Here is a 20654-nt window from a genome sequence, read left to right as displayed (position 1 = left end):
TTATCCTTCCGTAACAGTAAAGGATACGCTATATGAATATTCTCGTCGTTGGTAGCGGTGGTCGCGAACATGCCATCGCTCTTGCAGTCAAGAAGTCGCCGCTGTGCGACACTCTCGTGTGCGCTCCGGGCAACCCGGGCATGGCTAACCTCGGCAAGTGCGTGCCGGTGGATGTGGCCGACCCGAAGGCGATCGCTGACCTCGCGGTTGCCGAAAAGATTGACCTCGCGGTCATCGGCCCCGAAATTCCGCTGGTCGCGGGCGTGGTGGATGAATTCCGCCGTCGCGGGCTGCGCGCTTTCGGCCCGACTGCGGCTGCTGCCGCGCTCGAAGGCTCCAAGGCCTTCAGCAAGGATATCATGAAGAAGTACAACGTGCCGACGGCAGCCTTCGAGACCTTCACCGATCTCGCCGCCGCCAAGAAGTTCCTCGCCGAACACCCGGCTCCGATCGTGGTGAAGGCGTCGGGCCTCGCTGCGGGCAAGGGCGCTATCGTCTGCATGACGGACAAGGAAGCGAACGACGCTGTCGAAGAAATGCTCGGCGACAAGGCTGTCTTCGGCGAATCCGGCAAGACGGTCGTGATTGAAGAATTCATGGACGGCGAAGAAGCCTCCATCTTCGTGGTTTGCGACGGCAAGGACTACGTGATTCTCTCTTCGGCCCAGGACCACAAGCGCGTCTTTGACGACGACAAGGGCCTGAACACGGGCGGCATGGGCGCCTACAGCCCGGCTCCGGTAGTCACGGACGCTCTCCTCGACGAAGTGAAAAAGACAATTATCGAACCGACTCTCAAGGGCATGGCTGCCGAAGGCAAGCCTTACACGGGCGTGCTTTACGTGGGCATTATGGTGACTGCGAAGGGCCCGAAGGTCGTGGAATACAACTGCCGCCTCGGCGACCCCGAATGCCAGATTGTGCTTCCGCTCTACGACGGTGACGTGCTCGCGTTGTTCGATGCTGCCGAAAAGGGCGAACTCGCCAAGCTCGGTGCCCCGAAGGCTCCGAAGGGCAGCTCCGCAATCGTGGTGCTCGCTAGCAAGGGTTATCCGGGTTCCTACGAAAAGGGCAAGGTCGTGACGGGTATCGAAGAAGCCGAAAAGAACGGCGCCCAGGTGCTCCACGCCGGTACCAAGATGGTGGACGGCAAGCTGGTCACTAACGGTGGCCGCGTGTTCGGCGTGGTGGGCCATGGCGAAACGCTCCAGGCCGCTCTCGACATCGCTTACGAAGCCGCCGAAAAGGTTCAGTTCGAAGGCAAGTTCTACCGCAAGGACATCGGCAAGAAGGGCTTGGCCCGTCTTGCGAAGATGGCGAAATAAGAGGTGACAAAATGGATTTGAAAGAAAATGCAAAGGTCGGTATCGTTGCGGGTAGCAAGTCCGACCAGGAAACTGTAGATAAGATCACCGCGGTGCTCGACCAGTTCGGCATCGTGTGGGAATTCAACATCCTCTCTGCACACCGCACCCCGAACGCCACCGCGAAGTATGCTCGCGAAGCCGCCGGGCGAGGCCTCCAGGTCCTCATCGGTGTCGCTGGCCTCGCTGCAGCCCTTCCGGGCGTGCTCGCAGGGCACACGATTCTTCCGGTCATTGGCCTGCCCTGCGCCGGCGGCCCGCTCAACGGCGTCGATGCCCTGCACTCTATCGTGCAGATGCCCCCGGGAATCCCGGTGGCCACGGTCGGCATCGGCAACGGCAAGAATGCCGGTTACCTCGCCGCCCACATCGTCGCCATCGCAGACCCTGCAGTTCGCGAAAAGCTCGTCGCCTACCGCAAGAGCCTCGGGGATATCGAAGGTTAGTCTGCGTGATGTTTAGGAGGAACGTCATGCCCTGTGCAAGGATTGTCGCGCTTGCGATGTTCCTTGTCGTATTCTGTTTCGCCGGCGAACCGAACCTGCCGGAGGTCCAGGCCCCGTGGATGAAGGGCGAACGTTTGACCTTCAGTCTCGGTTGGGGCCCGATTACCGCGGGCACGGCGACCCTCGAGGTCAAGCCGCTCCCCGGAGGCAAGACGGAGTTTCTCTCGTTCGCGCAGGGCAACAGCACCATCACGCGCATCTACCCTGTGTACGATACGGTCTATACCCGCGTGCGCAACAAGGGACTCATGACAGAGGTCTTCCGCAAGAACCTCCACGAGGGCAAGTTCCACAACACTTCCGTCATTCGCTTTGACCGCAAGGGCGAGAAGGCGTGGCTCTCGGATACGGTGTTTACCGACATGAAGACTCGCAAGGTCAAGCGCTCCGCCGATACCGCGGTCGCTATCCAGGGCATGGAACACAGCATCATGTCGGCGTTCTACTACGTCCGGACGATCCCGCTTGCCGCCGGCGACACGACGCGTTTCTCTGCCGTGAGCGGCAAGAAGCGTTACGAACTGAAGGTGCTGGTCCACGGGCGCGAGTCTCTCAAGACGTCCATCGGTACGGTGAATACGGTCAAGGTGGAACCCGTGCTCGACGGTGACGGCATCTTCAATTCCAATGGCCGCATCTTCATCTGGCTCACGGACGACGACCGCCGGATTCCGGTGCTCATGGAGTGCGAAATCGCCCTCGGGAGCATCAAGGCGAAGCTCATCAAGGCGGAATAGGGGCGTTTTTGGTCGATTTTCTGCAAGTTTAAGCAACTTTTACAAGGTTTGGCGTGAATAAAAACCGGATAATAAGTTATATTCCGAAAGAGATATATAAAGGGATTTTATATCCAGAGGCTTTGAATGTTTAAAAAAGTGCTTTTGACGCTGTGTCTGTCCAGCTTCCTTGCGTGGGCTGCGCAGGATGATGACGAATTTGACGATAGTGACTTCGAATCCGCTTCCGAGGCTCCGGCTGCCCGTGCTGCGACGTCTGATGACGATAGCGAGTTTGAAGAGGCCGATGGCGGAAGTTCCATTTCGTCTTCTCAACAGAAGGACCTTGAAGCCCGCAAGAAGTTCGAAGAAGAACAGCGCCTCGATGAATATGCAAACTCCGAACGCCGTCGTAACTGGCTCAAGGACCGTCTGATTTTCCAGATTGGTATGGGTTCCCGCTATCCGATCATGGGTGAAACCGGTATGGGCATGGGCTTCGGTATCGGTGCCGAATACATTACGCGTTGGGGTGTCGGCCTTTATGCCTCTGGCGGTATGCTCCCCAAGGGCGATGACAATGACTTCGAAGGCATCCAGCTGGAAGGCGGCTACGGTTACAAGGTGGGTATCAACTACTACCTGTTCCCGAAGAACCCGCTCCACTTGGGCGTGTCTGTGTCCTATGGCACGGTTTACTTCGACCACAACGTGGAACCGAACGAAGAGAACGTTCGTCCGCTTATCACGGTCAACGGTTATCAGTTCGACCTTCTCATCTCGTACATGACAAATGAGTGGTACTACCTGCAGTTCTCCGTGGGTATGTATTACGCGCCGGCTCTCGGCACGACGACTCCGGAAGAGAACCCGAGCCTTCGTTACCAGTCCGAGTTCAGCTCGAACGTCATTTCTTCCGTGGTTAACCCGGACGGCATGAGCAAGACTGGAATCGTGTTCGGTATTGCCATCGGCTACGCCCTCCCGGAATTCTTCCCGGACGATACCGAAAAGCGTCGCCGCCAGCGCGAGAAGGAACGCAACCGCTCCAAGTAATTGCGACTTGATTTTGATTATTTCGAAGGGCCTGCATTCGCGGCCCTTTTTTATTGCTAACTTTCTACTCACTATGGCTACAATCCCTACTCGTAAAGACAATCTCGTCATTGAAAATATCCGCCCCCAGATCGAAGGTGGGCGTTTTATGCTCAAGCGTGAACCGGGCGACACCGTCACGCTTACTGCGGACATCTTCCGCCACAGTCACGAAAAGTACGACGCCGCGATTTTCTACCGCCACGTGAGCAAGAAGAAGTGGGAGAAGGCTCCCATGCACTTCGTGGACAACGACCAGTGGGAAGGCTCCTTCACGGTCAACAACATCGGCTACTACGAATACAAGATTTGCGCGTGGACAATCGCCCCGAAGGACGTGCCGACCGAAAGCCCGGTGATGATGCTCCGCGTTGACCCGACCTACAGCCGCATCGGTACGTGGTACGAGATGTGGCCCAAGAGCCAGGGCACCGACCCCAAGAAGAGCGCCACCTGGAAGGATTGCGAAAAGCAACTTGACTACATCGCCGACCTCGGATTCGATACGGTTTATCTTGTCCCGATTCACCCGATTGGCGTCACGAACCGCAAGGGTGCGAACAACGCATTGCATGCAAAGACCGACAAGAAGGGCAAGCCGCTTGAACCGGGATGCCCGTATGCCGTGGGCAACAAGAACGGCGGCCACTACGACGTGGACCCGGAACTCGGCAGCATGAAGGACTTCGAGCATTTTGCGAAGGCCGCCCGCAGCAAGGGGCTGCGCCTCGCTCTCGACATCGCGCTCAACTGCAGCCCCGACCACCCGTACGTGAAGAGCCACCCGGAATGGTTCTACCACGAACCCGATGGCAGCATCAAGTTTGCGGAAAACCCGCCCAAGAAGTACGAGGACATCTATCCGTTCGACTACTACAACGACAACTACAAGGCGCTCTGGCAAGAAATCGAGAACATTATCTTGTTCTGGGCCGACAAGGGCGTCGAGATTTTCCGTATCGACAACCCGCACACCAAGCCGTTCCCGTTCTGGGAATGGCTCATCACCGACGTGAAGGAAAAGCGCCCGGAACTCGTATTCCTTGCCGAGGCCTTTACCCGCCCGAAGATGATGCACCGCCTTGCAAAGTCGGGTTTCGACATGAGCTACACGTATTTCGCCTGGCGTAGCGCCAAGTGGGAATTCGAACAGTACCTGAAGGAACTCACGCAGAGTGATGCCAAGGAATACATGCGCGGAATCTTCTTTCCGACGACTCCGGACATTTTCCCGAAGTACCTCGCGTACAAGGGCCCGAACGCGTTCAAGCAGCGCTACTTCCTCGCGGGCACGCTTTCTAGCCTCACCGGCATGTACAACGGCTACGAGCTGTGCGAAAACATCCCCTCGCCGGTCAAGGAAGAACTCGCCGACAGCGAAAAATACCAGTACAAGGTCCACAACTGGAAGGGCCCGGGCATCCAGGACTTTGTGCGCCGCGTAAACACCGCCCGCCAGGAACACGTTGCCCTGCAGGAATACGACAACCTGGACTTCCATTACTGCGCTAACGACCAACTGATGGTCTACTCCAAGAAGACCGGCGACGACGTCATCTTGTGCGTATGCAACATGGACATGGACAATGCGCAGGAAGGCATGGTGGAACTCGACATGGCAAAACTCGGCCTTTCGCAGGATTCGTTCTTCTTCCTGAAGGACCTGATTACCGACGAGAGCTTCGTCTGGCGCGGCAACAGGAACTTCGTGCGTCTTGACCCCGCGAAGGCGCCCGGCCACCTGCTCGTGCTCAAGAAAATCTAGCTGGATTTTCGGAAACTAATTTATTAGGACTGCCCCGGCGGTCCCTTTTTTATTATATTGAAAGCATGATTGACATTTACGCACTTGCAAAGAATCCGCTGGTTTTCCAGAAACAGCGCACCATTACCTCGGCATACATCGACGTCTCGGGCAAGATGGGTATCGCGCAGACGGTGCTCATGGTGCAGGACAACTTCACCGAGAATTTCGGCGCCATCAAGCAGGACAACTTCTGCGTTCACGAGAAAGGCGCCTACTGGGTTATCTACAAGGCGAAATTCAAGTTCTTCCAGCGCCCGTTCTGGCGTGACAAGGTGGTTACCACCTCGTTCCCTGCAGACAATGCGCCTATCCGCACTTACGAGAATACGGCCATTACGACGTTGGAGGGCGAACCGATTATCCTCGCCGTGCAGGAGGCCTGCTGCCTTGATTTGCAGCGCCACCGCCCCGTGAAACTTTCTGCGGTCGACTTCCCGACGGAAGGCGCCCCGGAGCCGTTCATGGACAACAAGTTCACGAAGTTCCCGGTGGAACCCGCAGAATATGTGGAGGTCTATCGCCAGAAGGTGTTGCCCCAGCATATCGACATGTCGCACCACATGAACAACATCGAGTACGTGAAACTTGCATTGAACGTGTTCTCTTCGGAAGATCTGGAACTCTGCATTCCTTCGATGCTCGAGGTACACTTTATGGGCGAGACGCACGAGGGTCAGGAAGTGCGCATTTTCCGTGCCGACAAGATGGGCGCGACCTACATGAAGATCGAGGACGACGAAGGCCGCCAGGTCTTCGAGATGAAAATCAAGATGAAGTAATTGACTTGAAGATATGAAAAAACTGCACGGCACAAACCATGCAGTTTTTTTTGTTTTGTAGGAGCGACTCTAGAGCGAGAATGATTTTCCGAGCGATACCGCGAAGGAGGTGTTCGTGTTCGTGTAGACGGTGCCGTGGAATCCGCTCGGGTGGAAATACGAGATTCCGAGCGTCGAGTTCCATTCCTTCACCTTTTTCGCGAAGTTGATCCCGTATTCGATGGCGAGCGAGCCTGCGTTTTCGCCGAGACGCGGCCCGACCCACAGGGAGGCGGTGGGCCTCCAGCCGAATCGTTCGTCCATGTTTTCGACGAGGTTCCGCTTTTCCAGGAATTCGCGCTTGCTTTCGTAATCGCCGCCGCCCTGGTAGAACTGGAAGCCGCCCGCGGTTCCGAGGAACAGGTGAGACCCGATGTTGAATTCGACGCCGCTGACAATGCGTTCCTGCAGGTTCCAGAATGTGTAGTCCTTGTCGCCATCCTTGGAAGCGAGCCAGACGTTGTAACCGTCATCGCTGCAGGGGAGATCGTTGCACCCGAACTGGAGCGTACCCGCGATGCCCGCGACACTTGCGTTTACGAACAGCGGGGAAATTGTCCCTGCGGGGTGGAATTCGAGGCTGAGCGCTCCGCCGCCCGCGTTCACCTGCTCCACGTTGAATCCGGATGCCGCGAAGGTCCCGTAGGCGTCGGCAGAAAGGGTAATCTGCTTTTCGCCATCCGGAGTGGATTTCGGCTGGTGGTAAGCGGGAAGCGGCGCCGAACCCATCGATTGCATCTGGGGCGGAAGGCAGCCGGTCAGCGCGAAGGCCGCGGCGATGCCTGCTGCGAGTTTGCCGGTCGCGCTGATAATCGACTTCTTAAATGTCTTGTTTGTTCTCATTGTTACATCCCTTGGCCGGGGTTTCCCCCGGCGTAGTACATATGTGTTTGCTAAAAGTTATGTTAATTGAGGATGTGTGTCAATAGCCGTTACTGGAGCGTAATTGAACGTATTTCGCAGGTCTCGTTTGCGCGCATCGCTTGCAAGGTCAAGCGTGACGCGGAATAGCCGTTGCTTGCGGTTACGGACGTATTGACTATTTGCGACAAGGGTAAAATTTTGCTTACAAATTCATTTTGCAAACTATTGTTGCTTCCGAGGTTTACTTTCCCCTTCGAGGCGGTCCCGAAGTAGATTTCGCTGTGCAGGCAGGTGCCGGCGCGGTATTCTACTTTCAGTTCGCTGTAGGCATCGAGGGAATATGTCCCGCCGAAGTCGAGGTGGATTCCGGAATAGCGTTCCGCGAAACTGAACGCGGCGGCCTTGTCGTTGTAGGTGATGGAGGTCGTCGGGCTCCATTTTACGATTCCGTAATTGGAGGGGAAAAGCGTCCTTGTCGCGATGGGGGATGGCTTTTCGAGATTTGCGACGGTCGAGGTGATGAGCCTCGGCTTGGTGAGGGTCATCGTCGCTCCGTTGGAGTTGAGTACGAGCCGGAACCAGCGGTAATTGGACATGGCGCCGGGAACGCTCGGCATCTGCCAGCGGAGAGTGTGGAACTGACCGTCCTGCGGGACATTCACTTCTTCGAGCTGGACCTGTGCGCCGCCGTCCTTGCGCTTGGTCAGCAGGATTTCCGCCTTCATCCAGTTGCCCTTGGAATTTTCCGCCTTGATGCCTATTTCAAATACGGAGCCCTCGGGAACGTCGTTGGCGTTATCGACGGTTGCGACTTTTTGCCAACCGGAGGGAAGCGTGAATTTGACTTCATCGTCGCTTTCGGTTGCCTTGTCGTTGTAGTCGTAGCGGATGAACCCGAACTTCTTTGTCTGTAATGCGCCTGCGTTCTTGATGATTTCCGGCATTTTCGAAGCGTCCATGCAGCTTGTATGGGGTTGGAACATCCCGGTGAGTTTCATGTTTCTGAACTCGTGGTTTGCACTGTCGTAGTCTGCCTTGGCGACTTCGCAAAGCAAACGCCATACATCTGCCTGCATTCCCTCCAGCACGGCTCTGTCTATGCTGCCGTCCGAACGGACGGCGGGTTCGATGTGGCGGCCGCTGGTCGCCTCCTCGAACCGTGGATGCGTCGCATCCACGGCATAGACAGCTTTCGCCGTAGAGTTCTTTCCCGGATTCTCGAAGGGGAATCCCGAATACGACTTGCTGAATGCGCAGTCGGAACGCATGGCGAGGTCCCCGTTGCACTGCAAATCCATGGCGCTCGCTGTCGGGATGAACGTGCTGCTCCCTTGGTAGAGAGAGTCCGCTTCCCAGGAGTTCTTGAAGTTCAGGGTGTAGAGTGTAGCCCCGAACAGCTTTATGTCGTATTTCATGTCGTCGGGGATGGCGTCTTCCATGCCTTCGCGAAGCGACGTGTACATTGTCCTTGCGAAGGGATATGTGCTTCCCTGAACGAAATCGAATTTTGCGTTTCCTTTCGGTGTCGAGGTCTCGTCCTGCGACAGGAATTCGTAGACGTGGTTGTGCGAGAATGCGGAATCCTTGCTTTCGGAGGCCATCATGCGGCTGGAGGCGCGACCCCACGGCTCGCTGCCGCGTTTTGCCGAACGGTTCAGGGCGAAATAGGTTGTCGCGTGCTTAGGCGATTTTCCCTTCAGTTGCCCCTGCGCGATGAGAATGGCCGGGAAACCCTTGTAGTTTGCGGCCTTGCGGTATTCGCCGAAGAGGAAGCGCCCTGCGTCCGTCTTGGCTTCGTACGTGCCGTTCCCTGCCTCTGTGTCGTAGAGCAGCAAATCCTGTGCTCCCGGCGAGGTGATGAGGTCGTTGAACGCTTCTGCCGATGCGACTCCCGCCTTGTTCGCCCAGAAGTCGATGGTCGAGATGAGCCCGCGCGGCATCACTGCTCCCTGGTGGGGCGAATCGAGCGATGCGTAGAGGCGGATGGGTGTATCGCCCGCCTTGCGCGAGGTGTCGTAGAGGTAGGATCCGTAGCGCCCGATAATACCTCCCTGGCTTATGCCGAGGACGATGAAGCCGTCTTCTTTCTTGTTCGGGAAGGAGATGGCCTTGTTATTTCCAAGGAACTTGAGTAGGGCGGCAAAGGTCTGCGAATTTTTCTGCAACGAGGTATGGACGGTCTGTGAGAACTGTACGAGGATAGGGGTGTAACCCAGTTCGGTAAGGATTTTAGGGATGCCGAACTGTTCCGTCTCTTCCTGGAGCTGGTCCAGGGTGCGTTCCTCGTCGACGCTCAGGTGGATTCCGTCGATGATGATGAAGGGGCGGCTGAGCGCTTTCTTCAAAATCGCCGCGTCGTCGTCGATGCCACCGATAATGCGGATGCGGACATCGGCATCACGTGCGGTAAAGCTGAGTTTGCCCTGTGCTTCGATGCAGAAGCCGAAGCCGCCCGTCGGCATGGTCGAGATGCAAGCCGTCTTTTCGTTGCCGGTGTTGATGAAGAAAGCGTCCAGGTGCGATGCGCTTGCACTTGCGAAAAGCGAGAGCGCAAGGGCCGAGGTGAATTTCAGCAGTCGATTCATGTTACTTGACCTCCAGCGTGAGAATCTGTTGCGTGGTTGTGTCTCCGGAACGGAGGTTTACGGTGACAGGCTGTGGCCCTGCCGAGTCGAATTCGAATTCGGCGACGGAACTCCGCTTGATGGATTGGCATTTGCCGCCAATGCAGATTTCAATGGACGGGAGCGCCCTGCGCGTTGTCGCGACGAAATAGGGGTCGTAGGCAATTTTTACCTTGGAACCCTTCACGTAGCTGGTCGGGAACCCGGCAAGCAGCAGATGGTGGTCTTCGAGGGAGGTCGTGGAAAAACTGGTGTCGCTGTAGTATCTGACGGCACAGTCGATGTCGGCAACGAGCAGGGGAATGGTCCTGTTCCCGTTTGCCGCGGCGATATTCTGCGCTTCGACGAACAACGCCTTGGGATTCGCGATGACGCTGTCCCTGAGCCGGTTCCTGTCGACGAGGAAGAGACTCTTGTACCAGCCGTCGCGCGATTTCTCGGGCGAAAGGTCGCGTGCGTTCCTGTACGCCTCGATCTGGCGGTAGTCCTGTTCGCCCAGTATGAACGGCTTGTTTGTCCGCTTCCTGTATTCGGAGCGGTTCTCCGCATCTATGGCCATGTGCGCTTCGCGGATTTGGACTTCGTTGTTGATGTGGGGGCGGAATGCAGTAAACGGATCCACGTCCCTGAAGTAGTATGCGGCGCTTGCCTGCGTGCCGTTGGTTGTTTCCTGGGAATTTGAGGATACAGAACCGTCTCCGGCGCAGGTGAACTCGATATTGTCTACGAACAGCGTAGTGTACTGGTTTGCGGGAACATCGAAAAGCCCGATGCCGATTTTATGCACGCGGGCATCCCTTTTGCCGAGCAGGTTCTCGATAGGGACGGCTAGTTCGTGAGTCCGGTTTGCATCGATGTTGTGGAAAGAGATGTTTCCGGCGCCCGCCGATTCTACGAGCCACACGCCGAATTTTGCGGCCTGCGTCGCCCGGACGTCTATTTTGAGCGTTCCTCCGCGAACGTCTGCGGGAAGTCCCTCAAAGACGAGTGTCCCTATCCAGTCCCCGCGCGAGTTCTTTATTCCCGAAAGGCGCATGTAGGGTGATTCCATCTTTTCGAAATTTCCCCAGTTCGCCCTCCATTCCGGAGCTTCCGGGAACGTGCGCCCGGAATCCTCCATTTTTCCGTTGTTCTTGGAACCGTCAAAGATGACGGTGCTGTTGCAAATTTGGGCATTGCCCGCGATGGCCAAGAAAAGCCCCGCGGCTACAATTCCCCTTAGACTCCTATGATTCATAGGAATTCCCCGTTGTGATTTTATCTAAAGAATAGCCCTCGAGGGCATCGCCTAGGCCCAGGATAATCCCGGACGTGTTCAGGGAAAGCTATATAAAAAAGCAACCCGTGTAAAGGGATGCTTTAAAAAAAGTTTATCTGTAAGCTGCTTAAGGGGTGATTAATTACTGCTCAAAGGCGAATTCAGGGTGTTTATTTTTAGTGTCGCCTTGTAGACGTCGCCCTCGACGGAAGTCTTGTATTCGTAAGCTGACCTGTAGAGAAGTTCCAGGCGCTTCTGGAACGTAGCGATTCCGAGCCCGCTCGAATTGGACTTGGACTTGCGCGGGAAATTCGAGTTCTCGGTTTGGATGGTGACGATTGTGCCCTCTTGCCGGATGAAAATGTGCGCGAAGCTTTTGCCGCTGGGGTTGACGCTGTGCTTGATGGCGTTTTCCACAAGGGGCATGGCGATGAGCGGTGCAATCTGGAAATTGCTGTCTTCGAGCTGGATGTCGAATTTCAGGTCGTAATCGCTGTTGAGCCTGAGTTTTTCCAGGTCCGCGTATTTTTGCAGGATGTCGATATCTTCCTGGATGGCGATGGTCTTGTCGGATGTCTGGTAGAGTGTGATGCGGAGCAGTTTCGAAAGCTTTGACATGGCTTCTTCGGCGCGTTTCGGGTCTATCGAGATGAGTGCCGAGATGTTGTTCAGGGTGTTGAATAGGAAATGCGGGCTGAGCTGGTTCTTGAGAAAATCCAGTTCATACTGCAGGGCCATGCTTTTTTGTTCGCGTTGCAAAAAGCTTCGCAAAGTATGCCTTAGAACAACGTTATATAGAACGCTGATGATGCAGACGAATCCCACAAGGATAGAAAACAGGACGACGGTCAGGAAGGTAAAGTGGCCGCCCTTCATATTCGAAAAGCAGAACGAGGTAAAGAAGTAGGTTATGCCTTCGTCGGGACTCCGTTCCAGGAGGAAGAACGCGACTTCGCGGACAAACAGGGCTCCGATGACGAGCAGGGAGTTGTGTATAAAGAACGGGATGTAGTGTTTTTTGAAAATGCAGCTGGGAACCAGGAATTTCTGGTTGATGAAGAAAATGAGTGTCGTGGTAATCAGGGGAACGTAGAATCCGACGACGCCCCTCGCGTTGATCTTGGGCGAAGTGATGTTGGAGGGGTCGAGGTAGGTGGCGAGCGGGAACAGGAGAATGAAAAGCCAGATCAGGAGAAGCGGCACGAAGGGGGGGATGGGGTAGTTGAAGGACTTCTTTTCTTCGCGGAGGAGGTCGTTGATGATCTTCTCGCTACGCCGGAAACTTGCTTCCTGCATGCCTTCGAACGTCCCGCGCTTGGTCTCGATGAAGTTTGTAACGGCTTTTGCGGTTCTTTTTATGGTCATACGTCCAAAATTAAGTCAAAAAATGCGTTTTGGAAGGGTGTATGTGACATTTTCATGACGAAAATGCGGAAAAAAGCGACAAAAAACCAATTTAACTTTTGCGAACGGCTTTCCCGATAATGACACAGTAAAGGGAAATCGGAGGTAAATTTGTATACGTAAAGCAAATGACAACACGCAACAGCAGAGGTTTATCATGATTACGAATACACGCAATAGGGAAGAAAGGGATAGCTACTTTCAGTACCTGAACGAGATTTCGAAATATCCCCTGCTGACCAGGGCGCAGGAAACGCTGCTGCTCAAGAAGATCCGCCAGGGGAGCCGCGAGGCGATGGATATGCTGGTTAAATCCAACCTGCGCTTCGTGGTGAATATTGCGAATCTCTATAAGGGACAGGGCATCGAAGTGGGCGAACTCATCAGCGAAGGGAACCTCGGCCTTATGGAAGCCGCGCGCCGTTTCGACCCGGACCAGAAAATCAAGTTTATCAGTTACGCCGTGTGGTGGGTCCGCCAGAACATCACCCGCGCAATCGCCGAGAAGGGCCGCATGGTCCGCATCAGCGCCGAAAAGGAACTTGTGCTCCGCCGTTTCAACAAGAAGGGTGGCAAGCTCCGTCAGGTCGTGGGCGGCAGCTACGTGCTTGACCCGGAAAGCCTCGCCGGAGTGTCCAAGTACAAGGGCGATGCCATCGAGAAGATTCTCATGATGGGTTCCAAGACCACCTCTCTCGACACTCCCGTCGGAGAAGATGGCGATGTTACCCTCGGCGAGACGCTTGCTTCCGTGGATGCCGGCACCGACGCCCTTGCCGAACGCAAGAACTGCGGCGACATCTACGAAAGGGTGATGCGCGAGAACCTCACCAAGCAGGAACGCGACATCCTCAAGCTCTACTACGGTTTTTCTGTGGATTCCGACTTGAACCTCAAGGAAATCGCCCCGATGGTCGGGCTTTCCAAGGAAAGGGTTCGCCAGCTCAAGGAATCCGCACTGGCCAAGCTCAAGACTGAACAAATTCATCGGATCTTGAACGAAGCCGCTTGATTTTTCTACTCTCTCTCCTTTTTTTTCAAAAACCGGTCCTTTTGGGCCGGTTTTTCCCGTTTTTGGCATGTTTCTTTAGCCTAGAAATTGTATTTTTCAGTCATGAATTTCAATTTTTCCCGAATCCCATTTGTGCTAGCCCTTTCGGCAATGACGTTCTCCTTTGCCGCGGGCGATACGAAGACGCCTCCCGGCGACTTTTACGATGAAGTATCCCGCCTCAACAAGGTGCTTTCCGAGGTGAACCGCAAGTACGTGGAGGACGTGAACCCCACGGAACTGACCGATGCCGCCCTGAACGGCATCCGCGACATCCTCGACCCGCATACAACGGTGTTTACCCCGAAGGACTACGAGGGCCTCAAGGTCTCGATGGAAGGCAAGTTCGGCGGCGTGGGCATCACCATCAGCCTGCGCGATAACATCTTGACCGTGATTTCCCCTCTTTCCGGGACTCCGGCATTCAGGCTCGGTATCCGCGCCGGCGACCGCATCCGAAAGATTGACGGCAAGGACACCAAGGGCCTCTCGCTCGACGACGCCGTGAGCAAGCTCCGTGGCAAGATCGGGACCGACGTGACGGTTTCCATCGAACGCGAAGGTGTCGCCGACTTGATGGAATTTACGATTACCCGTGCCGAAATCGTGGTGCATGCCGTTCCCTATTATGGAATGGTTTCGAAGGATATCGGCTACATCAAGCTCGCGACCTTCAGCGACAAGACGACGAGCGACGTGGAAAACGCCATCCGCGGCCTCAGGAAGCAGGGCATGAAGAAGCTCGTGCTCGACATGCGTTACAATCCGGGTGGCCTTTTGAACCAGGCTATCGAGATTAGCGAACTATTCCTCAAGCAGGGCAACGTGATTGTCTCTACGCTCGGCCGCACGCAGCGGACCGAGAGCCGCGCCCGCCGCGACGGCATGCTTGCCCCCGATGTCCCGATGGTGGTGCTTGTGAACCAGGGCTCCGCGAGCGCTGCAGAAATCGTCTCCGGTGCGCTCCAGGACTGGGACCGCGCGCTTGTCATCGGCAAGACCTCGTTCGGCAAGGGCTCGGTGCAGACGATTTTCCCGCTCGACAACCAGGGGAACGCGCTTAAGCTTACGACGGCATTCTACTACTTGCCCTTCGGCCGCTGCATCAACAAGCCTGAAAACGGCATCAAGGGGCTCAAGCTCATGGAAGAGGAATCCGAGGACGATGGCGACAAGGCCGCTGCGGATTCCGCGAAGAAGGACACCGTCGCACGCGATACGTTCTATACGAACAACGGACGCATGATGTTCGGCGGTGGCGGCATCACTCCCGACGTGGATATCGAACTCTCTCCGATGCCGTGGGTGGTGCAGGTGCAGGAACGCATGGCCATGTACTTCAAGTTTGCCGTGAAGGTGCGCCCGCAGCTCGACAAGGCCGGTGTCAAGGTCGATGCCGACTGGAGCGTGCCGGATTCCCTCTACACGCAGTTCAAGGATTTCTGCATGAAGGACACGAACTTCATGAAGGTGAAGAGCAATGCCCTCGTGGGCGTGGACCAGCTCGAGAAGAGCATCGTGCGCGAACAGAACTACATGGGCGACAGCTCGAAGACGGTCTCCGATACGACTCTCGCCGCGCGTCTTTCGGATATGCGCAAGGCCCTCGAGGCAAAGCGAGATGCCCAGTTCGACGAGAACAAGGACTACATCAAGGACGGCATCAAGCGCGAACTCCTGACTGCGATGGTGAATGATTCCGTGAGTACGGCCTTCTCGCTCAAGCGCGACGAGCAGCTCAAGGAAGCCATCAAGTATCTCTCCGACGACGCCCTCTACAAGAAGACGATTTCGGGCCCGGGCAAGCGCCCTGCGAAGGCCGACTCTAAGAAGTCCAAGAAAAAGAAGTAGGCTTCGCGCGTGAAGTTGATGAACGGCATTGCGGAGGCGCTCGGGCGGTTTGTTCGCAGGTTCCTGCGGACCGTGCTGAGCTACTTCAAGTTCGTGTGGGAACTCTTCAAGAACATCCCTGGAGCGTTCTCGAACTTCCACACGACTGTGGAACAGATGCATCGCGTGGGCGTCACGAGCTTGCCCGTGGTGTTTGCTGCGTCGATGGCTACGGGCGCCATCATGTCGTGGCAGCTTGCCTACCAGTTCGGCGACATGATTCCGATGATGTTCGTGGGCATGGCCGTGGGCAAGTCCGTGATGGTGGAACTCTGCCCCATCCTTACCGCGATGGTGCTTGCTGGCCGCATTGGCGCCTCCATGTGTTCGGAACTTGGCACCATGGCGGTGACCGAACAGCTCGATGCGTATAAAGTATTGGGCCTGAGCCCCTACAAGTTCCTGCTGGCGCCTCGCCTTATCGCGACGGTCATTATGCTCCCGACTCTTACCGTCATAAGCATCTTTATCGGCATCGCCGGCGGTTACGAAGTGGCCCACCTGTACAAGGAAGTCTCGTGGTCGGTGTTCTTTTACGGCGTGCGCATGTTCTACCACAACTGGGATTTGGTGGTGGGCCTTATCAAGGCTACACTCTACGGCTACTTTATCGCAAGCTACGCATGCTTTTTCGGGTTCTTCACCCATAGCGGTGCCGAGGGCGTGGGCAAGAGCACCAAGGCCACCGTGGTGGCCGGCATGACAAGCATTCTCATCGGCGGATTTACGCTTTCCAAACTTTTGCTCGTGTAAGCGGTATTTAACGTTTTTAAGTTTATTTCTAGTTTTAGATTGGTGAACAGGGGGTGGGCTTTCCTATGATTGATAAAACAAAGGAGATTATATGAAACGATTTCTTTTCGGAATAGCATTGTTTGGATTGCTGGCTTGCAACAGCGATGAAGGCTCGTCCACTGGGCCCGTCCAAGAACCGGTGACTGTAAACTGGTCTTTGAGCGGAACATTTGGTGGAGGAAAAGTTGATTCTGTAAATGTGGATACCCATGTGAATGGACTGATTTCTCGTTCAGGCTCTTCTAAGGTCCATCTGAATGGCTATGACACGACCTATTTTGAAAATACAGTTCAATTGACTCACTTGCAGAATATGACCCATGTTATGGCTTCCATAGATGCAGATGGCTACTTCTCATTCGATAATATGGAATTATTTGGGTTGCGTGATGGAATGAATTCGGTTAGAATACTTCCAAGAGCGAAGACTAATGTCGTCTTAAATCCTGAATCATTTATTCTGTACTCGAACCGGTAGTGCGGTGATATAGTATTGGATGTGTTTGAGAAAGAGACCTCGGCATTTCTGCCGAGGTCTTTGAGTTGGCATAACTCTGTGATTTCAAGTTATTTGATAGCGGGGGTGTCTAGATTAATAAAATCATCCGAGGTCGTACTTGATTTTGTACAAAATATAGAGTATATTTATGTGTAATTTTTGTCACATGATTCTAGGCGGTGTCTGGCTGTGATAGGTGGCAAAGGAGGTCTCCTTTATGATGGTTGAAATTAAAAGGTTGCTAGCTGTTTTGGCGCTCGCATTTTCGTGCGTAATCATGTGGGGATGTGGGGATTGGTTTCCTGAAGATGGGGAAAGAGAGTTCTTTGGCTATTATAGTCGTCCCCATATTGTTGGGTTTATTGACGATTCTTTGGTAATTGTTGCCGATGACAAGGAATGGACCCAAGAAACTAGCGATGGGTATGCTATTGAAGGGCGTGGTCACCAACGCCTTCGCATCTTCAATTATAGGGTACAAGAGGCTGGTCCTAGGTGGACGGATACGTTGGATAATTTTAATGATGAATGTAATTATGCCCTAGGCCAGTTGAGTGATTCTGTTATATGGGGGGGGCAAACTTCTCTTTATACTGAAGTATGGGAAGGGCCTGTGATGACTTTTTGGAAAATAGGCGAAAAACCGAATGAAGTGGAAATAGAAAAGGTTTTGGATGGTTGTAAAGTTGATTTTCGCATTAGTAGATTACGCAAATGGCTTGGCGGAACCATTCTTGCGTTGGATGAGAAATCTCTAAATGCTACTGGTGATGCTTGCCAGTACGCCGTTTTGGATACGGTGGCGCAGACGATTACGTATAAGAAACTAGACGAAAACTTGAAGTGGATTGAAAAATGTGATGACGTGAGTGCGTATAATAATGAAATTTTTTGTATTGCTTTGAAAAGAGACTCTTTGGGAATTAGTCTATGGGTGGATAATGATGAATCAGACATGATTGAACATCCAGAATGGCCCAAAAGTTATATGGGAAATAGAAATTTTATTTTGTACGGAAAAATGCTCAGAATTAATGGAAACATACATTCTGTTGATTTTGAAAAGAGAAAAATTATTCGTCAGTACGAAACTTATTTGCTGTCGGCTAGCAGACCGGAATTCCAAAATGAAAGTGGTGAAATTGTAAGTTATAAATAGGGAAAATATGAAGAAAATTTTTTTGTTAAGCTTACTTTTGATGACCTTTGTCGTTGTGTCTTGGGCTGTTCCGAGACCTATGGAGAGTATTACAAACTACAATGTGATGCTTTTGCATGGAGCCTATGGCCATAAGAATGATGATGGAGAATTGCAGGGTTTTGAGGAAAATTCAAATCTTCCGCAAGCTTACGATGCGATAAATTATCTTGGCAATGCGAATATTGGCCGTTATGTTGAAAAAGTGAATGAGAAAAAACCTCGTTTGAACCAATGGCTAAGAACACGAATATTCGAGGAACCTGTATACGACAGTGCCTATGAGGCTGTACATAATTCCTGCGTATATCACTGGCGAGCATTTTCGCTTCCCCCAAATAGTTCGATTGAAAATGCGATTGAATTGGGGAACAGGACATGGAATGCGGATGGAAAGTTTGGTGGTCGCCGAGCACTTGTGGAAGAAGCTCAGGAAGTTAAAACATGGAAAGTTCCTGATTCTCTTGGACAAATGGTGGAGGGGCAGAAGGCTCTCCAAATAATTCGCCAAAATCCTGATCTATACCGTCAATTAGCCTCTCGCTATATCCTAATCGGTCATTCGATGGGCGGAGTGGTTGCTCGTGAGTACACGCAGAATAGCAACTATTATTATGGTGATGTTGATAAAATCATAACGCTTGATAGTCCTCATGAGGGAACTGGCGCACTGAACATGCAAGTTGGTTTGCTATTATTTTGTAGTGAAATACGCAGAAAAAGTTTTAAGGAGAACAGAGTATGAAACATCTGTTGAAAAAGTTTGAAATCCAGTGACGATAAAGACTTCCGCGCCTCAGGGCGGAGAAAGTACGGTTGTTTTAGAAGTGCTGAGGGCAAAACAGAGGCATTTGTTGCCCGCGAAAATGTTCGATGTGGAGTAAAAGATGTTTGTCCGTAGAAAAAAGGGTGTGACGGGAGAGGGCGCTGTCGATATCAGCGTGCTCATTGCGAAGGTTCTCGACAAGGCGCATGTCTCCGAAAGTATGGACTTCAAGACCCTTTCGGACCGCTTCGAGGAAGTGGTCGGGAAGGCTGTTTGCGCACACGTGCAACCCGTGAAATTGGACAAGCATACGCTTGTGCTGAAAGCGGCTTCTGCGGCCTGGAAAAGCGAACTTTTCATGCAAAAAAATGCTATTATTGACAGGTGCAATGCGCTGCTCGGAAAGCCTGTGGTTAAGGCGATTCGCTTCGTTTGAACCGGCTCCCGAGGCTCGCTCCTGTGAAATGTTTTTAGAGGAAATATGGCAGAAGAATCTGAAGAATTGAAGAAGGCCGAGGAAGATTACAGCGGTTCGAGCATTACCGTTCTTGAGGGCTTGGAGGCGGTTCGTGTCCGCCCCGCCATGTACATCGGCTCGACCGACATCCGCGGGCTTCACCATCTGGTATGGGAAGTCGTCGATAACTCCGTGGACGAGGCTCTGGCCGGATTCTGCAACCACATCGAAATTTCCATCCTGCCGGGCAACGGCATCCGCGTGACCGATAACGGGCGCGGCATCCCGACCGACATTCACCCGAAGGAACACGTGGGCACCATCGAGGTGGTGATGACCAAGCTCCATGCGGGCGGCAAGTTCGACAGCAATTCGTACAAGGTTTCTGCCGGTCTGCACGGCGTGGGCGTGAGCTGCGTGAACGCGCTTTCGAACAAGCTTGTCGTGACGGTGCGTCGCAACGGCCGCGTGGTGCGCCAGGAATTCTCGAAGGGCATTCCCTGCGGCCCGCAGGTGGATATCGGCGAGAGCGACGGCACGACCGGCACGAGTGTCGAGTTCTACCCGGACGACACGATTTTTACCGAGACCGTCTACGTGTACGACACGCTGGCGACACGCTTCCGCGAACTCGCGTTCCTCATGAGCGGTCTTCGCCTGACGCTTACCGATGAGCGCGACTCCGAGAACCAACGCTCCGAGACGTTCTGCTACCCGGGTGGCGTTTCCGAGTTCGTGCGCTACGTGGATGAACATCGCACTCCGCTCTTTAGCGAGCCCATCCACCTGGTGCTCCCTGATGGCCAGTACCCGCTCGAAGTCGCCATGTGGTACAACGATGGCTACCAGGAAAACTTCTTCAGCTTCGTGAACAACGTGAACACCTACGACGGCGGTACGCATGTTACGGGCTTCAAGACGGCGCTTACCCGCGTCATCAACAAGTTCGCTGCCGAAATGCCCAAGGGCAAGAAGGATGCGCAGATCACGAGCGACGACATTCGCGAAGGCCTTACTGCGGTTATCGCCATCAAGGTTTCGCAGCCGCAGTTCGAAGGCCAGACCAAGCGCAAGCTCGGCAACTCCGAAATTGCAAGCTACGTGAATAGCGCGTTCGGCGCAAAGCTCGAGGAGTTCTTCCAGGAGAACCCGGCCGCCATCAAGGTGATTCTCGACAAGGTTTACAACGCGGCACTCGCCCGCGAGGCGGCTCACCGTGCCCGTAACCTCGCTCGCCGCAAGAACGTGCTCGAAAGCGGCGGACTCCCGGGCAAGCTCGCGGACTGCAGTAGCCGCGACCCGAAGCAGTGCGAAATGTTTATTGTCGAGGGTGACTCCGCAGGCGGTTCCGCGAAGAGCGGCCGCAACCGCGAATTCCAGGCCATCCTCCCGTTGCGCGGTAAGATCCTGAACGTGGAAAAGGCAAGCCTTCATCGCGTGCTCGACACCGAAGAAATCCAGAACCTGGTGAATGCCATCGGTACGGGTATCGGCACCGAATTCAAGATGGAGAAGCTCCGTTACGACAAGATCATCATCATG

At 54.1% G+C, this 20654-nt stretch carries 18 protein-coding genes; 14 read left to right on the top strand and 4 right to left on the bottom strand.

Annotation, left to right across the window (positions count from 1 at the left end; translation table 11 throughout):
- The first annotated feature begins 32 nt into the window (after nucleotides 1–32).
- The 6 genes from purD to B2310_RS08860 all read left to right on the top strand — a co-directional run bounded on the left by purD (nucleotide 33) and on the right by B2310_RS08860 (nucleotide 6267).
- Nucleotides 33–1325 carry a phosphoribosylamine--glycine ligase gene (gene purD, locus B2310_RS08885; protein ID WP_290730659.1) on the top strand — a complete coding sequence of 431 codons (1293 nt, stop codon included), beginning with the start codon at nucleotides 33–35 and terminating at the stop codon, nucleotides 1323–1325.
- 11 nt (nucleotides 1326–1336) lie between these two features.
- On the top strand, nucleotides 1337–1810 hold the full coding sequence (gene purE, locus B2310_RS08880) for a 5-(carboxyamino)imidazole ribonucleotide mutase (protein ID WP_173383840.1): 474 nt from the start codon (nucleotides 1337–1339) through the stop codon (nucleotides 1808–1810).
- A 26-nt stretch (nucleotides 1811–1836) separates the two neighbouring features.
- Nucleotides 1837–2607 (top strand): DUF3108 domain-containing protein, encoded by a 771-nt coding sequence (locus B2310_RS08875; RefSeq protein ID WP_290730652.1) that lies wholly within the window; start codon nucleotides 1837–1839, stop codon nucleotides 2605–2607.
- Nucleotides 2608–2733: 126 nt separating this feature from the next.
- Nucleotides 2734–3642 carry a hypothetical protein gene (locus B2310_RS08870; protein WP_173366944.1) on the top strand — a complete coding sequence of 303 codons (909 nt, stop codon included), beginning with the start codon at nucleotides 2734–2736 and terminating at the stop codon, nucleotides 3640–3642.
- 73 nt (nucleotides 3643–3715) lie between these two features.
- Nucleotides 3716–5446, top strand: a complete 1731-nt coding sequence (locus tag B2310_RS08865; RefSeq protein ID WP_290730648.1) for a maltotransferase domain-containing protein — start codon at nucleotides 3716–3718, stop codon at nucleotides 5444–5446.
- Between the two features lie 65 nt (nucleotides 5447–5511).
- A complete protein-coding gene (locus tag B2310_RS08860; protein WP_173381403.1) occupies nucleotides 5512–6267 on the top strand; it encodes an acyl-[acyl-carrier-protein] thioesterase in 756 nt (251 codons plus the stop codon).
- A 69-nt stretch (nucleotides 6268–6336) separates the two neighbouring features.
- Here the strand turns inward: B2310_RS08860 and B2310_RS08855 are convergent, their stop codons facing one another.
- The 4 genes from B2310_RS08855 to B2310_RS08840 all read right to left on the bottom strand — a co-directional run bounded on the left by B2310_RS08855 (nucleotide 6337) and on the right by B2310_RS08840 (nucleotide 12417).
- Complete coding sequence (locus tag B2310_RS08855) at nucleotides 6337–7149, bottom strand: hypothetical protein (protein ID WP_290730645.1); 813 nt, start codon at nucleotides 7147–7149, stop codon at nucleotides 6337–6339.
- An 89-nt stretch (nucleotides 7150–7238) separates the two neighbouring features.
- On the bottom strand, nucleotides 7239–9755 hold the full coding sequence (locus B2310_RS08850) for a hypothetical protein (protein WP_290730642.1): 2517 nt from the start codon (nucleotides 9753–9755) through the stop codon (nucleotides 7239–7241).
- Nucleotide 9756: 1 nt separating this feature from the next.
- Nucleotides 9757–11031: a hypothetical protein gene (locus tag B2310_RS08845; RefSeq protein ID WP_290730639.1), complete on the bottom strand. Its 1275-nt coding sequence runs from the start codon at nucleotides 11029–11031 to the stop codon at nucleotides 9757–9759.
- 159 nt (nucleotides 11032–11190) lie between these two features.
- Nucleotides 11191–12417: a sensor histidine kinase gene (locus B2310_RS08840; RefSeq protein WP_290730636.1), complete on the bottom strand. Its 1227-nt coding sequence runs from the start codon at nucleotides 12415–12417 to the stop codon at nucleotides 11191–11193.
- Between the two features lie 196 nt (nucleotides 12418–12613).
- Here B2310_RS08840 and B2310_RS08835 point away from each other — a divergent pair, with 196 nt between their 5' ends.
- The 8 genes from B2310_RS08835 to B2310_RS08800 form a co-directional block, all read left to right on the top strand.
- Nucleotides 12614–13468 carry a sigma-70 family RNA polymerase sigma factor gene (locus tag B2310_RS08835; RefSeq protein ID WP_173365682.1) on the top strand — a complete coding sequence of 285 codons (855 nt, stop codon included), beginning with the start codon at nucleotides 12614–12616 and terminating at the stop codon, nucleotides 13466–13468.
- A 102-nt stretch (nucleotides 13469–13570) separates the two neighbouring features.
- The gene (locus tag B2310_RS08830; RefSeq protein WP_290730633.1) at nucleotides 13571–15358 is read left to right on the top strand and encodes a S41 family peptidase; all 1788 of its coding nucleotides are present in this window, start codon (nucleotides 13571–13573) and stop codon (nucleotides 15356–15358) included.
- A gap of 18 nt (nucleotides 15359–15376) precedes the next feature.
- On the top strand, nucleotides 15377–16150 hold the full coding sequence (locus tag B2310_RS08825; protein WP_290730662.1) for an MlaE family ABC transporter permease: 774 nt from the start codon (nucleotides 15377–15379) through the stop codon (nucleotides 16148–16150).
- A gap of 91 nt (nucleotides 16151–16241) precedes the next feature.
- Entirely contained in the window at nucleotides 16242–16670 is a 429-nt protein-coding gene (locus B2310_RS08820) for a hypothetical protein (RefSeq protein WP_290730630.1), read from the top strand.
- A 238-nt stretch (nucleotides 16671–16908) separates the two neighbouring features.
- Nucleotides 16909–17850, top strand: a complete 942-nt coding sequence (locus B2310_RS08815; protein ID WP_290730627.1) for a hypothetical protein — start codon at nucleotides 16909–16911, stop codon at nucleotides 17848–17850.
- 7 nt (nucleotides 17851–17857) lie between these two features.
- Entirely contained in the window at nucleotides 17858–18634 is a 777-nt protein-coding gene (locus tag B2310_RS08810; RefSeq protein WP_290730624.1) for a hypothetical protein, read from the top strand.
- Between the two features lie 142 nt (nucleotides 18635–18776).
- On the top strand, nucleotides 18777–19091 hold the full coding sequence (locus B2310_RS08805; RefSeq protein ID WP_073114486.1) for a DUF721 domain-containing protein: 315 nt from the start codon (nucleotides 18777–18779) through the stop codon (nucleotides 19089–19091).
- Nucleotides 19092–19136: 45 nt separating this feature from the next.
- The coding region (locus tag B2310_RS08800; RefSeq protein WP_290730620.1) for a DNA gyrase subunit B at nucleotides 19137–20654 on the top strand (1518 nt) is incomplete at its 3' end.

The organism is Fibrobacter sp. UBA3629, assembly GCF_002374005.1.
Classification (GTDB): domain Bacteria; phylum Fibrobacterota; class Fibrobacteria; order Fibrobacterales; family Fibrobacteraceae; genus Fibrobacter.
The sequence above is the reverse complement of the archived record's forward strand: the minus strand, read 5'-3'. Positions and strand labels throughout refer to the sequence as shown.

Excerpts from the sequence above, each read along its gene's own strand:
- purD (WP_290730659.1), top strand. The coding sequence starts at position 33 with ATGAATATTCTCGTCGTTGGTAGCGGTGGTCGCGAACATGCCATCGCT.
- purE (WP_173383840.1), top strand. The coding sequence starts at position 1,337 with ATGGATTTGAAAGAAAATGCAAAGGTCGGTATCGTTGCGGGTAGCAAG.
- B2310_RS08875 (WP_290730652.1), top strand. The coding sequence starts at position 1,837 with ATGCCCTGTGCAAGGATTGTCGCGCTTGCGATGTTCCTTGTCGTATTC.
- B2310_RS08870 (WP_173366944.1), top strand. The coding sequence starts at position 2,734 with ATGTTTAAAAAAGTGCTTTTGACGCTGTGTCTGTCCAGCTTCCTTGCG.
- B2310_RS08865 (WP_290730648.1), top strand. The coding sequence starts at position 3,716 with ATGGCTACAATCCCTACTCGTAAAGACAATCTCGTCATTGAAAATATC.
- B2310_RS08860 (WP_173381403.1), top strand. The coding sequence starts at position 5,512 with ATGATTGACATTTACGCACTTGCAAAGAATCCGCTGGTTTTCCAGAAA.
- B2310_RS08855 (WP_290730645.1), bottom strand. The coding sequence starts at position 7,149 with ATGAGAACAAACAAGACATTTAAGAAGTCGATTATCAGCGCGACCGGC.
- B2310_RS08850 (WP_290730642.1), bottom strand. The coding sequence starts at position 9,755 with ATGAATCGACTGCTGAAATTCACCTCGGCCCTTGCGCTCTCGCTTTTC.
- B2310_RS08845 (WP_290730639.1), bottom strand. The coding sequence starts at position 11,031 with ATGAATCATAGGAGTCTAAGGGGAATTGTAGCCGCGGGGCTTTTCTTG.
- B2310_RS08840 (WP_290730636.1), bottom strand. The coding sequence starts at position 12,417 with ATGACCATAAAAAGAACCGCAAAAGCCGTTACAAACTTCATCGAGACC.
- B2310_RS08835 (WP_173365682.1), top strand. The coding sequence starts at position 12,614 with ATGATTACGAATACACGCAATAGGGAAGAAAGGGATAGCTACTTTCAG.
- B2310_RS08830 (WP_290730633.1), top strand. The coding sequence starts at position 13,571 with ATGAATTTCAATTTTTCCCGAATCCCATTTGTGCTAGCCCTTTCGGCA.
- B2310_RS08825 (WP_290730662.1), top strand. The coding sequence starts at position 15,377 with ATGAACGGCATTGCGGAGGCGCTCGGGCGGTTTGTTCGCAGGTTCCTG.
- B2310_RS08820 (WP_290730630.1), top strand. The coding sequence starts at position 16,242 with ATGAAACGATTTCTTTTCGGAATAGCATTGTTTGGATTGCTGGCTTGC.
- B2310_RS08815 (WP_290730627.1), top strand. The coding sequence starts at position 16,909 with ATGATGGTTGAAATTAAAAGGTTGCTAGCTGTTTTGGCGCTCGCATTT.
- B2310_RS08810 (WP_290730624.1), top strand. The coding sequence starts at position 17,858 with ATGAAGAAAATTTTTTTGTTAAGCTTACTTTTGATGACCTTTGTCGTT.
- B2310_RS08805 (WP_073114486.1), top strand. The coding sequence starts at position 18,777 with ATGTTTGTCCGTAGAAAAAAGGGTGTGACGGGAGAGGGCGCTGTCGAT.